Here is a 14,237-nt window from a genome sequence, read left to right on the forward strand (position 1 = left end):
ACAATCCAGAAGGGGAAGATCTAAACAATGAGTATTGGCATCCCGATCGCGCTGCTGGCTCTTGCCGGCTCCAACGGTTTCTATAAACGCTATGTCACGGCCAAAGGGGTCAAGCACGACTGTGCCGACAACCTGAAAGAAAATGATGATATTCTCTTGCTGGATGTGAGAGCCTATAATATTTCCTATAAAGATCCAGTCGAAGGCGCATTCGAACTGCCCGTCGCTTATTTTATCCGCAGCTATGATGAAATACCGGACCGGCCGATCCACGTCATCGCTTCTGATGAAATGGAAAAGAATATGGCTGTCCGGTTGCTCCGGAAAAAAGGGAAAAACGTGATCAGCTATAGCCTAACCGAAGAAAATTGCGGCGAGCCGATGCTCGCCAACTAACCCTAAACACCCCGACAAGTATTGTCGGGGTGTTTTATGTATTTTGAAAAATACCAAAATATCAAATCGCGTTGACAAGAGGAAAGGGACGTTTTATAGTATGTGTAACCGGTTACACATACAGCGAGGACGGAGAAGGATTATGACGACAATCAGAGATGTGGCGAAAAAAGCAGGCGTTTCCGTTGCGACGGTTTCACGTTTTTTGAATGGCAGCGGTTATGTTAGCGCCGATGCCGCCAAAGCGGTGGCAGAAGCAGTGGAGGAATTGGAATATGAATTGAATCCGGTTGCCCGCTCCCTGAACACGAAGCGTTCCAGTTTAATCGGCCTCATTTTGCCGGACATCACGAACCCGTTTTTTCCGGAGCTTGCGCGGGCGGTGGAAGATGTCGCTTTGAGCTACGGCTATACCGTCATCTTGTGCAATTCGGACGAAGACCCGAAAAAAGAGAAAAACTATATCGAAACTTTAAAGAAGAAATACATCGCCGGCTTTATCGTGACCTCGAACCAACTCGACGCGCCGCATTATGCGGATACGAAGCTGCCGATTGTGGCGCTGGACCGGGCCATCAACGAAAAAATCCCGGTCGTCGCATCGAACAATAAAGAGGGGGCGGTGCTCGGGACAAACGCATTGCTTGAGAGGGGATGCAAGAACATCCTGTTCCTGCGGGGGCCTGAAGCGTTGAATCCTGCAAATGACCGGTATGACGGGTTCATGGAAGCCATCGGGAAATCGGATGTCGATTACCGGATCGTCACGTGCCCGTTCCATTACGCGGATTCACAGAAAATCGTGGAGCGGGAACTGCAAGCCAACCCTGAAATCGACGGCATTTTCGCTTCGAGCGACGTGTCGGCGGCTGGGGCTTTGAAAGCGGCGGCAGTACTTGGCAGAAACGTGCCGGATGATTTGCAGATTGTCGGATTCGACGGCATTGCGATGGGCGAGATGCTGTCTCCCGGCCTCTCGACCGTCGCACAGGATGTCTATAAGATGGGCGCGATCGCGACGCGCGTCTTGATCAAGCGGATCGAGAATACCCCATTGGAAGAAAGCTTCTATGAGGTTCCGGTCAAGCTCGTATTACGGGGCACAACAAGGAGTGTGGAATGATGATTACAGTAGTGGGCAGCATCAATATGGACCTTGTGGTCGGCACTGAACGGTTCCCGAAGCAAGGCGAAACCGTACTCGGAAATTTATATACGACCGTCTCCGGCGGAAAAGGCGCGAATCAGGCAGTAGCCGCAGCCAGGCTCGGCGAGGAAGTCCGCATGGTCGGCGCAGTCGGAAGCGACGCATTCGGCGCGCAGCTTCTCGAGGGGCTGGAAAAAGAACGAATCCATACAGATGGCGTCAAACATACGAATGGCGCGAGTGGAATCGCCAACATCCTATTGTCGGAAGGCGATAACCGGATCATCGTCGTTCCAGGAGCCAATCACGAACTGACAGAAAGCGATATCGATGCACATAAGGAAGTGCTCCAGAACAGTTCGATGATCATTTTGCAGCTGGAACTGCCGATTGCGGTCGTGGAATACACCTTGTCTCTGGCCAAGGAACTCGGCGTACCGACCGTCCTGAATCCTGCCCCGGCTGCAGGATTCACTCCCGCGATGAAAGAGGCGGGCTTTTTGACGCCGAATGAAACCGAAGCACAAGAGTTATTCGGCGAGAACTGGGAACTGGAATTGGAACGCTACCCGAACCGCATGGTAGTGACACTCGGCAAGAATGGGGCACGCTATTTCGACGGTGAAAAACACGTGACGGTTGAAGGTTTCCCGACAAAAGCAGTCGACACGACAGGCGCGGGGGATACATTCAATGGCGCGTTGGCCGCCGCATTAGCTGAAGGCAGGGAGTTCAAGGAAGCTGTCCGCTTCGCCAACGCCGCTGCTTCGATATCGGTTGAGAAATTCGGGGCGCAAGGCGGCATGCCGAACCGAGCGGATGTCCTCAAACGAATGGGGGAAGCGCAATGAAGAAGCAAGGAATGATCAACCGGGATATTGCCGGGCATATGGCAAGGTTCGGGCATACCGATCTGCTCGTCATCGCGGATTGCGGATTGCCGGTGCCGGGCCATGTGCCATGCGTCGACCTTTCGTATCGCATAGGAGAGCCGTCGTTTGAAACGGTGCTCGCTGCGGTGCTTGAGGATTTCGAAGCGGAAGCGGCATTTATTGCCCGGGAAATAAGCGATCACAATCAAGGATTGGAAGCCCGTATGCAAAAACAATTGGACTGCCGTTACCTCAGCCACGAGGAATTGAAGGCAATGAGCCATAACGCCAAACTGATCATCCGCACAGGGGAAGCAAGCCCGTATGCGAATGTCATTCTTCAGTCAGGCGTCATCTTTTAATGGGGCAGGTGAGCGAAATGATTAACATGACCGATATATGCAAGTCGTTCAGCGGCAATGCTGTCTTGAAAAATGTCCATTTTTCGCTTCAGAAAGGGGAGATCCACGCCTTGATGGGCGAGAACGGAGCCGGAAAATCGACCTTGATGAAAATCATGTCCGGCATCTATACGCGCGACTCCGGAACGGTGGAAGTGAAAGGGAAAAAAGTCGAATTCACGTCGCCGAAACAGGCGGAAGCGGAAGGCATCGCCGTCATCCACCAGGAATTGAACATCCTGCCGCACCTGTCGATTGCGGACAATTTGTTTCTCGGGCGCGAAGAAACAATCGGCCGGACAGGCATTTTGAAGACGAAAGACATGGAACGCAAAACGAAGAAGATTTTGGGGGATTTAGGGCTCGATATAGACCCATCCCTTCCTGCGAGCAATTTGTCTGTCGGACAGCAGCAGTTGGTGGAAATCGGTAAGGCCTTATCGATGGATGCAGAAATGATCATCATGGACGAACCGACAGCAGCACTTACGGACCGGGAAATCGAAACTTTATTCGTGACAATCCGCGATCTGCAAAAACGCGGTGTGTCTTTTGTTTATATTTCGCATCGCATGGAAGAAATCTTCTCGCTATGCGACCGCATCACCATTTTGCGAGACGGGGAATATGTGGGTGAACGGAAAATAAGCGGGACGAGCTTTGAGGAAATCGTCCAGATGATGGTCGGCCGCGAACTCGGCAGCCGCTTTCCGGAACGCAGTTCAAGCATCGGGGACGTCAAACTATCGGTCAAGGGCTTATCCCGCAAAAATTGCTTTGAAGACATTTCGTTCGATATCCATAAAGGCGAGATCGTTTCGATCGCCGGGCTTATGGGCGCAGGGCGTACAGAAGTCGCCCAGTCTTTGTTCGGCTATAAGAAAGCGGAAGGCGGAACGGTCGAGCTTGACGGCAAGCCGGTGAAAATCGATAATCCGAAAAAAGCGAAAGAACTCGGCATAGGTTATGTAACCGAAGACCGTAAATCGGAAGGCTTGATCGTCGATTTTACAGTGGAAGAAAACATCAGCATGGCGAATTTTGAGTCAATTTCCAACAAGGGCTTACTGTCGAAAGACAAGGAACGCAAATTGTACGACCGGATGGTGAAGCGCCTCGGTATCCGGACCTCGGGGCCTGACCAGGCAGCCAAGTCGCTCAGCGGGGGCAACCAGCAAAAAGTCGTCATCGCCAAGTGGCTTGGCATCGAACCGGATGTGCTCATACTGGATGAGCCGACACGGGGAGTCGATGTAGGGGCTAAAAAAGAGATCTATTCGATCATCAACGAATTGGCCGCTCGTGGCGTCGCCATCCTGATGATTTCTTCCGAACTTCCCGAAGTGATCGGCATGGCAGACCGCGTGCTCGTCATGCATGAAGGCAGGCTGACGGCTGATTTGCCGAAGCAGGAAATGACGCAGGAAACAATAATGCATTATGCAACAGGAGGTGGGAAACTTGCAGTTGAAGAACGCTAACACAAACTTATTCCAAAAAATCGCGCCGTTCATCGGCTTGATCCTGATCATTATCATCATCACCGCAATAAATCCGAGTTTTCTATCCATGAGCAATATCTTGAACGTCCTGCGGCAAGTATCGATCAACGCCCTGATCGCGTTCGGCATGACCTTTGTCATCCTGACCGGCGGGATCGATTTGTCGGTCGGGTCGATCTTGGCGCTGACGGGTGCCGTGACAGCCGGCATGATGGCTTCAGGAATTGACCCGATCCTCGCGATGCTGCTCGGTTTGTTCCTTGGCGCAGTTCTAGGTGCCATTAACGGCGTCATCATCGCGAAAGGGAAAGTGGCTCCGTTTATCGCCACGCTCGCAACGATGACCATATACAGGGGGCTGACGCTCGTCTATACAGAAGGCCGCCCGGTTTCAGGTCTTGGCGACAGCATGGCTTTCCAGATGCTTGGAAAGGGCTATTTCCTGGGCATCCCGGTGCCGGTCGTGACGATGATTGTCAGCTTCGGGATTCTCTACTTCATCTTGAAGAAAACGACATTCGGCCGCCGCGTCTATGCGGTCGGCGGCAACGAAGAAGCATCGGTGCTGTCGGGCATCAATGCCGACCGCATCAAGATTTATGTCTATTCATTGGTAGGTGCGCTTGCCGCACTTGCATCGCTGATTTTGACTTCGCGCTTGAATTCCGCACAGCCGACTGCGGGGAATATGTTTGAACTGGATGCCATCGCAGCTGTGGTGCTCGGCGGGACGAGTTTAACAGGCGGACGCGGATGGATTGTCGGCACCTTGATCGGGGCGCTGATTATCGGTGTCTTGAATAACGGTTTAAACTTAATCGGGGTTTCCTCCTTCTTCCAGCAAGTGGTGAAGGGTGCAGTTATATTGCTTGCAGTATTGCTAGACCGTAAAAAAACAGCATAAGGAGTGGTAGAAATGAAGAAAATGCTATTGATGTTCGTCTTGCTTTCAATGATGGTTTTGGCCGCATGTTCCATGGAAGCACCAGGTTCGGATTCAGAAGAAACAACAGAAGGCGGGGAAGCGAGCGGCGATTACACGATCGGCTTCTCGATTTCCACATTGAATAACCCGTTCTTCGTGACATTGAGTGAAGGGGCGGAAGCGAAAGCTGCAGAGCTTGGCGCAACACTTTCGGTAGTTGACGCACAAGATGATGCATCGAAACAGGCAAGTGATGTGGAAGACTTGATCCAGCAGGGAGTGGACATGATCCTGATCAACCCTGTCGATTCCGAGGCAGTAGCTTCAGCGGTGGCATCTGCGAACAACGCAGATATCCCGGTCATTACTGTAGACCGCAGCGCTGAAAGCGGAGAAGTCGTTTCGCATATCGCTTCAGATAACGTAGCGGGTGGCGAAATGGCGGCTGAACACTTATTGTCACTTGTCGGAGACGGCGCAAAAGTAGCGGAACTGGAAGGGGTTCCGGGATCTTCCGCAGCACGTGAACGCGGGGAAGGATTCAATAATATTGCCGCAGACAGCTTGGATGTAGTCGCCAAACAAACGGCGAACTTCAACCGTGCAGAAGGCTTGTCGGTCATGGAAAACATCTTGCAGGCAAACCCTGACGTAACGGGAGTGTTTGCACACAATGACGAAATGGCGCTTGGCGCGCTTGAAGCGATCGAAGCTTCGGGCAAAGACGTTACAGTCGTCGGATTCGATGCGACGGATGATGCTGTCGCAGCAGTAGAAGAAGGCCGGCTCGCCGGGACGATTGCCCAAAAGCCGGAAATGATCGGTGAAATGGCTGTCGAAACAGCGGTCCAGCATTTGGGCGGCGAAGAAGTGGAAGCATCGATTCCAGTGGAATTGGAATTGATCCAGCAGTAAATAGAGATGAACCCGCATTGGCAAGTTGCCGATGCGGGTTTTTTGATGCGGCTAGGCTAAAAGAACGTGCCGCAAAAGATTTTGAGGAAAACTGCAAATTTTATTTGGATTTATTTACTATTACTATAAAATAGTAGTAAGCCATTAGTTCTGATTATTCAGGTATCAGAAAATTCTTACTTCGTATATGGTACATTTTTTGTAAACCAATTGGAGGAGGAAGCAAAATGGCGAAATTGAATCGATGGAGAGCAGCGGGATTGCTCGTGCTGGCAGGGGCTTTGGCGGCATCCCCGCTGCAGATGGGAAGTGATGGGAAAATGGCAGGGGCAGACGGTGAATACGCAGCATTGACCGCTGAAGTGAATGATATTTTACAGGACGAAAGTTTGGACGGTGCTTTAGCAGGCGTCAGTATCCGAAAAGCGGACAGCGGGGAAAAGATATACGATCATTTTGGCGACATCCGCTTGAAACCGGCCTCCACTATGAAGCTGTTCACCTTGGCGGCAGCACTTGAAACCTTAGGGGAAGAACACCGGTTCTCGACAGAAATCCATACCGACGGGGAGCTGAAAGGAAAAGTGCTGCACGGCAATCTGTACTTGAAAGGCAAAGGCGATCCGACATTGCTCGAAGAGGATTTTGAGCGTTTTGCACAAGAATTGAAAGCACAGGGCATACATAAAGTGAAGGGCGACCTGGTCGGCGACGACAGCTGGTTCGACGATGAACGCTTGTCTGAAGACATGACATGGAAAAATGAAGTGTATTATGTCGGGGCGCAAGTCTCTGCGTTGACCGCCTCCCCGAATAAGGATTACGACGCGGGATCGATCATCGTGGAAGCGAACGCTGGGGATTCGGCAGGAGATGAGGTGCGGGTTAGTTTGTCGCCGGAAACGGATTATGTGACGATCACCAATAATGCCAAAACGGTGGCAGCTGGAGAACCGAAAACGCTGAGCATCACGAGAGACCATGGCACGAATGAAATTATCGTAGAAGGCAATATCCCGGAACAGGGCAGCCGGACGCGTGAGTGGATCGCGGTTGACGAACCGTCCGGATACGCTCTCAGCTTGTTCGGGAAAGCACTCGATAAGGAGGGCGTCGAGCTGATCGGGAACTCACAAACCGGGATGGGCGTGACACCTGAAGGCAGCCGCATGCTGGTGGAACATCAATCGATGACGCTGGCGGAACTGTCGATTCCGTTCATGAAACTGAGCAATAACGGACACGGCGAAGCGTTGGCGAAAGAGATGGGCCGCGTGGTGAAAGGGGAAGGCAGCTGGGAAGCGGGGCTTGACGTGATGGAAGCAACCGCCGGCAAGCTTGGTGTCAATAATGACACGATCCACCTGCGCGATGCTTCCGGAATGTCCCATGTCAATTTAATTCCAGCGAATGAAATTACGCAGTTATTGGCTGGAGCACAAGGCGAGCCATGGTTCGACACTTACCTCGAATCATTGCCGGTTGCAGGGGCATCGGAACGCTTTGTCGGCGGCACATTGCGCAACCGCATGAAAGGAACGGCGGCGGAAGGCAATGTCCAGGCAAAAACGGGCAGCTTATCCGCGGTTTCTTCCTTGGCGGGTTACGCGACGACACAGGACGGGGAACGGATGATTTTCGCCATCATCCTGAACAATGATTTGGCAAATGTCACACCGATTGAAAATGCGATTGCCGAAGCGATTGCCGGATACCAAGCCGAGTGACAGGCAGAAGCCTCGAAAGATAATGAAAAATCTGTTCTGGCAGAAACAGCGGCGGAAGGCTTCGCGTCTTTTGCGGGCTGTTTCTTTTTGATGGGAAAGATTGGATTGTTCTTTCCATCCTGAAAAAACTTCTGTATGGTGAATATATCAAGTATTCAAACAACTTAGGAGTGATGGAAATGAGACCGATCATCGGCATTACCGCGTCAAAGGAATTAGGGAAAGATGAATACAATGTAGAGCTTGCGGACACAGAAGCGATTGTCCGGGCGGGCGGCTTGCCGATCATGCTGCCGCATATTGAAGGGCAGGCAGAACTAGAGGAACTGGCCGAGCATATCGACGGGTTGTTCCTTGCGGGCGGCTGGGATATTGACCCGACTTTATTCGGCGAAGAGCCACATCCGGGCTTGGGCGTCATCATTCCATCCCGCGATCGTTTCGAGCTGGAACTATTGGAAAAAGTGCTGGAGAAGAACAAGCCGGTGCTGGCGATTTGCCGCGGCGCCCAGATCTTGAATATCGCAGCCGGCGGGGACATGTACCAGGATACGCCGTCCCAGCTTGCGGGCAATCTGCTCCAGCACCAGCAGCGTGCGCCGAAAGAGCACGGTTCGCATTTTGTCGAGGTGCAGGAAGGTTCGCTATTGCACCGGCTGACGGATTCGTTGAAGCTCAAGGTCAATAGCCGCCACCACCAGTCGAACCGCCGAGTGCCGGATCACTATCTCGTTTCGGGGATCGCGAGTGACGGAGTCATAGAAGCGATCGAGAGCAAAGAACATGGTTTTGCGCTGGGGCTGCAATGGCATCCCGAAAACATGGCGCGTGCAGGCGACGCAGCCTCTTTGCGTATTTTCGAGGGCTTTGTTCGCGCATGCACGGAAGAGGGGGATGAGTGAGTGCAGATCATCGATACACATTGCGATGCGCTCTTGAAATTACAGGTGGCGAAGCGGAACGAATTATTCCGTGGAAAGCCGGTCCATTTCCTCGATGCGGAAGAACTCGACACCAATTTCCTGCGTCTGCAGCAAGGCGGCGTGAAAGTCCAGTTCTTTGCGGTATTCGTCCATCCAGAGCTTCCGGATAACGAAAAATGGCAGCACTGCCTGGAACAGGTCGATTTGTTCTACAGTGAAGTGCTGGGGCAGCCGCTCATGAAGCAGATTCGCCGTTGGGAAGACATCGATACACTGGCCCCGGGTGAAATCGGCGCAGTGCTTGCGCTTGAAGGGGCGGATGCGTTCGGAAACGACCTTGTGAAATTGCGCCATCTCTACAGGCTTGGCGTACTGTCGCTCGGGTTGACATGGAATTTCGCCAATCTTTGCGCGGATGGAGTCGGGGAACCGAGAGGCGGCGGGCTGACGCTGCTCGGCAAGCAGGTGGTGCAGCTGAATAACGACCACCGTGTGTTCACGGACGTGTCCCACCTGTCGCCCGCAGGGTTTTGGGACGTGATGGAACTGGCTGATTATCCGATTGCCAGCCATTCCAATGCACGGAAGTTATGCGATCATCCACGCAATCTGGATGATCGGCAAATCCAGGCGATGTTTTCGCGCAATGGCCTGATCGATGTCGTTTTTTGTCCCGAGTTCATCAATGCAGGAAGCCAGCAGGCGGAGATCGATGATTTGCTGCGCCACATCGACCATTTTTGCTCGCTTGGGGGAGAGCGCCATATCGGCCTGGGTTCGGATTTTGACGGCATTTTCGATCATGTTGCCCAGCTTGAAGATGCTTCAGCTTATCCGAATTTAATCGAAGCCTTGCAGAAACGCTATTCGGAAGACCAGGTGGAAAGATTTGCGTTCCGGAACTTCCTGGCGCATCGGCCGGGCATAGGAGATGCAAGCAGCAGGACATGAAAAAGCCATCCGCTGATGAGTCAGCGGATGGCTTTTGGCCTTAATACTTATTCATGGAAGACTCTGTTTCGCCAGATTCGGCAGCTTGCAGTTTGCTTTCTTCCGAATCGCTCTTGGCGTGTTTCCGGCGGTGCAGAATCGCATTGATTTCAGCGCCGATAACCAGGATCAAGCCTGTGAGGAAGAACCACAGGATCAAGACAATCAATCCGCCGAGGCTTCCGTAAGTGGCTGAATAGCTTCCGAAATTCGATACATAGAATGAGAAGCCAAGGGAGACCAGCTGCCACAGGATCGTAGCGATGACTGCCCCGATGAGGACTTCCTTGAACGGGAAGTGCTTATTCGGCGCAAATTTGTAAAGTAGCGCCAATACGAGGCTCATGACCACGATGGAAATGACCCAGCGAAGCACCTGGAAAATGATTTCTGTCTGCTGCGGAAGATTCAGGAATTGATTGATTATATCGATGATCGTGCCGCCGAAGATCGGCAGTACAAGCGCAACGATGACAGCAACCAGCATGAACAGCGTCAATACGATTGCCAGCCCTTTCTTCACGAAGAAAGAACGGGTTTCTTCCACGTCATATGCTTGGTTCGTTGCATCCATGAATGCAGTCAGGGCATTCGAAGCGGACCAAAGCGTACCAAGGATACCGAAAGTCAATAGGCCGCCGGACGGTGTCGTCACGACGCTGACGATGGTATCTTCGAATGTTGAAGCGACTTCACCTGGCAGGACGGTGCCGATAAAATCGACAGCCCGCTGCGGGTCGATCTGTAAATACGGCAGGATGGCCAGCAATAAAATCAATAATGGGACAATTGCCAGTAGATAGTAATATGCCTGGGCTGCCGCAAGTGTCGTCGCATGGTCTTTCTTGAATTCTTTGCCAAGTTCCTTGGCAAAAGACGTCACTTTGCTCATAACTTTATACCTCCATTTGTTTTGTAAAGTTATTAAGTATATGCCCGCTGCAACCAGGAAATAACCTTAAAAAAGAAAATTGTCCGTTTTTTACTTCATTCAGGAAGAGTTTTAATCGATCATTCTGACGCCAAGAAGGTCGGCAAAAGCGATTCGGACAACATCAGCACCCGATGAAATCTCTATGGTTTGATTGGATAGGCCGACTGAAGCGATGGTTCCGGATACGGCTCCCGGCCCATCGTCCCAATATCGCATTTCGACCATGCATTGCCGCTGGTAGGCGATGCCGATTTCCTCCTGCAATAAACCGAGCTCTTCTTCATCGAGGCGGGGTTTATGCTTGGAAGGCTCATCGGCTTGCCACTCCCGCAGCATCCGGACATGTTCCGGCAGCATCAGCGCCCCCCATTTCAATTGCCCCCTGTCCAATACGTCCCCTTTAACCGTCAAATGCCGGTTCTTTTTCATCTTCAGCACTCCTTTCTAAAGTATAAGAACACTTGTTCTTATCGTAAAGAAAGAACGGCTAATGGTCAATTACTTCTTTTCCATAAAAAAACAAGGCGCCTAAAGGCAGCCCTGTTTATGCGTTGATTTCCGGTTCTTCGAGTTTCTCGAAAGCGATCTTGAGGATATGGTGGTTTTCCATAGCAACGATTTCCCAACGATAGCCGCCTTTTTCGAATGAATCTCCAGCTTCAGCTTCGATGAGCTGATGCTGCATCCAGCCGGCGATGGTATCGATTTCGTCGCTGTCGGCAAATTTCAGGCTGAAGCGTTCTTCCAAGTCTTTCAACAGGACGCGGCCATTCACCACATACCGGGTGTCGCTTTCTTTCACGATTTCAGCTTCCTCTTCTTCATCAAACTCATCCCGGATTTCCCCGACGATCTCCTCGAGAATGTCTTCCATCGTGATCAGCCCCGACGTGCCGCCGTATTCGTCGATGACCAGCGCGATGTGGGTGCGGTCTTTCTGCATTTTCACGAGCGCCATCTGCAGCGGTGTCGTTTCGTGGAAATACGGAAGGTCATGGACGAGTTCGGTCATCTGGACATCGTTATTGATCGCATAATGGGTCAGTACTTCCTTGGCATTGATGAAGCCGATCAAGTCGTCTTTATCACCGTCGCGCGCAATCGGATAGCGTGTAAAGCGGTGCTCCCGAAGTTCTGCCAGCAATTCATCAGTGGACAAATCATCCGGAAAAGCGACCATTTGCGTACGCGGGATCATGACATCCTTGGCGCTGCGTTCATCGAATGCAAAGATGTTCTGCATATAGGAAAGTTCCGTCTGGTTGATTTCGCCGCTCTGGAAACTTTGCGCCATGATGATCTTCAGTTCTTCCTCTGAATGGGCTTGCTGTTCGCCGGCGGGTTCAACACCGAACATGCGGAGCAGCAAACGGGCAGAGCCGTTCAGGACGAAAATGAACGGATACATGATTTTCCCGAAGATATAAAGGGCAGGGGCCAGTGTCAAAGTCATCCGTTCCGCAAACTGCAAGGCCAGCGATTTTGGAGCCAATTCCCCGATGACGACGTGCAAAAATGTCACCAGTGCAAAAGCGAGGGCAAACGAGATGATCGCCGAAACAGCTGAAGGGACGCCGAGCCAGTCGAATAGCGGATGGAGAAGCGTTTCGACGGTCGGTTCCCCGAGCCATCCAAGGCCAAGGGCGGTCACGGTGATGCCGAGCTGGCATGCGGATAGATAATAATCCAGGTCACTGACGACTTTCTTGACGGTGACGGCTTTTTTATTGCCTTCCTCGATCAGCTGTTCGATGCGCGACATGCGGACTTTGACGACAGCAAATTCCGTACCGACGAAAAATGCGGTTAATGCAATGAGTAAGACGAGTAAAGCTAAATTCAATAAAAGTATGGGGTCCAATAAATTCCCTTAAATAAGGGATTCACCTCCGAGATAGTTTCTTCTAATTTATCACAATTTGCTTGGCGCTGCTGAGGAATTGCATCAATGGGCTTCGAGCACGCGTTTGGTGATCTTGCGGATATCGATCGCCGTATCTTCTGTCATGATGTCATCAAGAATGACATCGCGGAAATAATCAACGCTTGCGGTAAGCGGCAGGTCGAGGATCTTGCTGAGGGCGATCCGGTACATTTTCAGGAATTCCTTGTCGGTATTGCCGCGTTTCAGTTCTGCAAACGCTTCATAGAATTGGTCGAGCTTATCGGCGAATTCCAATAGCCGGCCTTCGAGCGACTCGTCCTTGCCTTCTTTCATGCGGTCGAAAAACACATCCTGGAATTCTTCCGGGATTTCTTTCAGGATGAACTTCTCCATCATCCCTTCCTCGACTTTCGCAAGGATTTCCTTGAGTTCGGGGGATGCGTATTTTACGGGAGTTTTGATGTCCCCGATAAACACTTCGGCAAAATCGTGGTTGATGGTCCGCTCATACAGCGATTTCCAATCGACAGGGCGGCCTTCGCGCTCTTCAATCGTGGCGAAGAACATCGCATACTGGCTGACTTTCCAGGAATGTGCAGCGACATTATGCTCTTCAAATTTAAAGCGGCCCGGCGCCCGGATGATCCGCTCCAGATCATTCAATGAGGTGAAAAAACGGTGAATTCCCATGAAAAACGACTCCTTTTTGCTGATTTCGATGTCTTCAGCATACCTGAAAAACGGTATAATAGAAATTATAGAGTGATCTAAGCGGAAAAGGAGCGCAATCAGCTATGACAGGAAAAACACACATCACGGGCGGCATCGCAGCGAGCCTGGCATTTGCGCAAGTTTCCCATTACGAGCCAGCCATCTTGTTGATCGGCGGGGTTGTCGGGGCCTTGATCCCGGATATTTGCCATGGATCGAGTACGATCGGCAGGAAATTGCCATTCTTATCGAAAATCATCAACGGCCTTTTCGGCCATCGGACTTTTACGCACAGCCTATTGTTTTTATTACTGGCGGTCTTGCTGTTCGAAACGGCCGGGCTGGACGAAGCGCTGGCGGCCGGGACCATCGTCGGGATGGCCAGCCATCTTGTGCTCGATATGGCCACCAAGCGGGGCGTAAAGCTATTGTTTCCACTGCGCGTGACGGTCCGCTTGCCGCTTACCACCTCGACCGGGAGCCTTACGGAACATCTGGTGTTTGCAGCCTTGTCGGTCCTGTCGGTTTATTTCGGCTATCATCTGTTCAACTTCGCTTAATGAGTTTCAAGCGGGATCGTTCGGGAATAGGAGGGGAAAGCAGTCCAAAGGAGGAAGCGTAATGCCTAGAGACGAATTTTCCAAAGATGCCAACCCGTCAAGGGATACCGATCGAAGAAAACGGGAAGAGTTCGAAGGGATCGGCCGTGAGTCCCAGGAAGACGGACAGAAGATGAGAAAAGAAGGCGCCCACAGCAACACAGGCGTCGGTGATGAACGGAATCCGATCGGCGAATCGGAAAGTGAATAACGAATCATTTAAAACGAGCTGCCGAGCCCAACCTAGCAGCTCGTTTTTATTGGATTTAGAGAACTGAAAATATGCTTTGGCGGTGCAGGCTTTTCTCAT

16 protein-coding genes are annotated in these 14,237 nt (G+C 51.6%); 12 read left to right on the top strand and 4 right to left on the bottom strand.

Features of this window, described 5'->3' with window-relative positions:
- Positions 1-27 precede the first annotated feature (27 nt).
- The 10 genes from DP119_RS01465 to DP119_RS01510 all read left to right on the top strand — a co-directional run bounded on the left by DP119_RS01465 (position 28) and on the right by DP119_RS01510 (position 9,759).
- A complete protein-coding gene (locus DP119_RS01465) occupies positions 28-396 on the top strand; it encodes a hypothetical protein (protein ID WP_112230200.1) in 369 nt (122 codons plus the stop codon).
- Positions 397-538: 142 nt separating this feature from the next.
- Positions 539-1,519, top strand: coding sequence for a LacI family DNA-binding transcriptional regulator (locus DP119_RS01470; protein WP_112230202.1), 981 nt, complete (start codon positions 539-541; stop codon positions 1,517-1,519).
- Entirely contained in the window at positions 1,519-2,394 is an 876-nt protein-coding gene (gene rbsK / locus DP119_RS01475) for a ribokinase (RefSeq protein WP_112230204.1), read from the top strand. The genes DP119_RS01470 and rbsK overlap by 1 nt, the downstream gene beginning before the upstream one ends.
- Positions 2,391-2,777, top strand: coding sequence for a D-ribose pyranase (gene rbsD / locus DP119_RS01480; protein WP_112230206.1), 387 nt, complete (start codon positions 2,391-2,393; stop codon positions 2,775-2,777). The genes rbsK and rbsD overlap by 4 nt, the downstream gene beginning before the upstream one ends.
- 17 nt (positions 2,778-2,794) lie before the next feature.
- Positions 2,795-4,297 carry a sugar ABC transporter ATP-binding protein gene (locus tag DP119_RS01485; RefSeq protein WP_112231882.1) on the top strand — a complete coding sequence of 501 codons (1,503 nt, stop codon included), beginning with the start codon at positions 2,795-2,797 and terminating at the stop codon, positions 4,295-4,297.
- Positions 4,284-5,222, top strand: a complete 939-nt coding sequence (locus tag DP119_RS01490; protein WP_420812288.1) for an ABC transporter permease subunit — start codon at positions 4,284-4,286, stop codon at positions 5,220-5,222. Before DP119_RS01485 ends, DP119_RS01490 begins: the two co-directional genes overlap by 14 nt.
- 12 nt (positions 5,223-5,234) lie before the next feature.
- On the top strand, positions 5,235-6,158 hold the full coding sequence (rbsB, locus tag DP119_RS01495; RefSeq protein WP_112230210.1) for a ribose ABC transporter substrate-binding protein RbsB: 924 nt from the start codon (positions 5,235-5,237) through the stop codon (positions 6,156-6,158).
- A 227-nt stretch (positions 6,159-6,385) separates the two neighbouring features.
- Entirely contained in the window at positions 6,386-7,885 is a 1,500-nt protein-coding gene (gene dacB, locus DP119_RS01500; protein ID WP_112230212.1) for a D-alanyl-D-alanine carboxypeptidase/D-alanyl-D-alanine endopeptidase, read from the top strand.
- A gap of 179 nt (positions 7,886-8,064) precedes the next feature.
- Positions 8,065-8,787, top strand: coding sequence for a gamma-glutamyl-gamma-aminobutyrate hydrolase family protein (locus DP119_RS01505; protein ID WP_112230214.1), 723 nt, complete (start codon positions 8,065-8,067; stop codon positions 8,785-8,787).
- Positions 8,788-9,759: a dipeptidase gene (locus tag DP119_RS01510; protein ID WP_112230216.1), complete on the top strand. Its 972-nt coding sequence runs from the start codon at positions 8,788-8,790 to the stop codon at positions 9,757-9,759.
- 40 nt (positions 9,760-9,799) lie between these two features.
- On the opposite strand, the gene DP119_RS01515 is transcribed toward DP119_RS01510, so the two are convergent.
- From DP119_RS01515 to DP119_RS01530, 4 genes are all read right to left on the bottom strand, one after another.
- Complete coding sequence (locus tag DP119_RS01515; RefSeq protein WP_112230218.1) at positions 9,800-10,690, bottom strand: YihY/virulence factor BrkB family protein; 891 nt, start codon at positions 10,688-10,690, stop codon at positions 9,800-9,802.
- Positions 10,691-10,801: 111 nt separating this feature from the next.
- Positions 10,802-11,161, bottom strand: a complete 360-nt coding sequence (locus DP119_RS01520) for a YolD-like family protein (RefSeq protein WP_112230220.1) — start codon at positions 11,159-11,161, stop codon at positions 10,802-10,804.
- A 115-nt stretch (positions 11,162-11,276) separates the two neighbouring features.
- Positions 11,277-12,593 (bottom strand): hemolysin family protein, encoded by a 1,317-nt coding sequence (locus DP119_RS01525; RefSeq protein ID WP_240616354.1) that lies wholly within the window; start codon positions 12,591-12,593, stop codon positions 11,277-11,279.
- 84 nt (positions 12,594-12,677) lie between these two features.
- Entirely contained in the window at positions 12,678-13,307 is a 630-nt protein-coding gene (locus tag DP119_RS01530) for a YfbR-like 5'-deoxynucleotidase (protein ID WP_112230222.1), read from the bottom strand.
- 104 nt (positions 13,308-13,411) lie between these two features.
- On the opposite strand from DP119_RS01530, the gene DP119_RS01535 reads away from it, so the two are divergent.
- Together DP119_RS01535 and DP119_RS01540 are read left to right on the top strand one after the other, a co-directional pair.
- Complete coding sequence (locus DP119_RS01535; RefSeq protein ID WP_112230224.1) at positions 13,412-13,888, top strand: metal-dependent hydrolase; 477 nt, start codon at positions 13,412-13,414, stop codon at positions 13,886-13,888.
- Positions 13,889-13,949: 61 nt separating this feature from the next.
- Complete coding sequence (locus DP119_RS01540; RefSeq protein ID WP_112230226.1) at positions 13,950-14,138, top strand: hypothetical protein; 189 nt, start codon at positions 13,950-13,952, stop codon at positions 14,136-14,138.
- Positions 14,139-14,237 lie beyond the last annotated feature (99 nt).

The organism is Planococcus maitriensis (genome assembly GCF_003289925.1).
Classification (GTDB): Bacteria; Bacillota; Bacilli; order Bacillales_A; family Planococcaceae; genus Planococcus; species Planococcus maitriensis.

Coding starts and splice junctions, on each gene's coding strand:
- DP119_RS01465 (WP_112230200.1), top strand. CDS start 28: ATGAGTATTGGCATCCCGATCGCGCTGCTGGCTCTTGCCGGCTCCAAC.
- DP119_RS01470 (WP_112230202.1), top strand. CDS start 539: ATGACGACAATCAGAGATGTGGCGAAAAAAGCAGGCGTTTCCGTTGCG.
- rbsK (WP_112230204.1), top strand. CDS start 1,519: ATGATTACAGTAGTGGGCAGCATCAATATGGACCTTGTGGTCGGCACT.
- rbsD (WP_112230206.1), top strand. CDS start 2,391: ATGAAGAAGCAAGGAATGATCAACCGGGATATTGCCGGGCATATGGCA.
- DP119_RS01485 (WP_112231882.1), top strand. CDS start 2,795: ATGATTAACATGACCGATATATGCAAGTCGTTCAGCGGCAATGCTGTC.
- rbsB (WP_112230210.1), top strand. CDS start 5,235: ATGAAGAAAATGCTATTGATGTTCGTCTTGCTTTCAATGATGGTTTTG.
- dacB (WP_112230212.1), top strand. CDS start 6,386: ATGGCGAAATTGAATCGATGGAGAGCAGCGGGATTGCTCGTGCTGGCA.
- DP119_RS01505 (WP_112230214.1), top strand. CDS start 8,065: ATGAGACCGATCATCGGCATTACCGCGTCAAAGGAATTAGGGAAAGAT.
- DP119_RS01515 (WP_112230218.1), bottom strand. CDS start 10,690: ATGAGCAAAGTGACGTCTTTTGCCAAGGAACTTGGCAAAGAATTCAAG.
- DP119_RS01520 (WP_112230220.1), bottom strand. CDS start 11,161: ATGAAAAAGAACCGGCATTTGACGGTTAAAGGGGACGTATTGGACAGG.
- DP119_RS01530 (WP_112230222.1), bottom strand. CDS start 13,307: ATGGGAATTCACCGTTTTTTCACCTCATTGAATGATCTGGAGCGGATC.
- DP119_RS01535 (WP_112230224.1), top strand. CDS start 13,412: ATGACAGGAAAAACACACATCACGGGCGGCATCGCAGCGAGCCTGGCA.
- DP119_RS01540 (WP_112230226.1), top strand. CDS start 13,950: ATGCCTAGAGACGAATTTTCCAAAGATGCCAACCCGTCAAGGGATACC.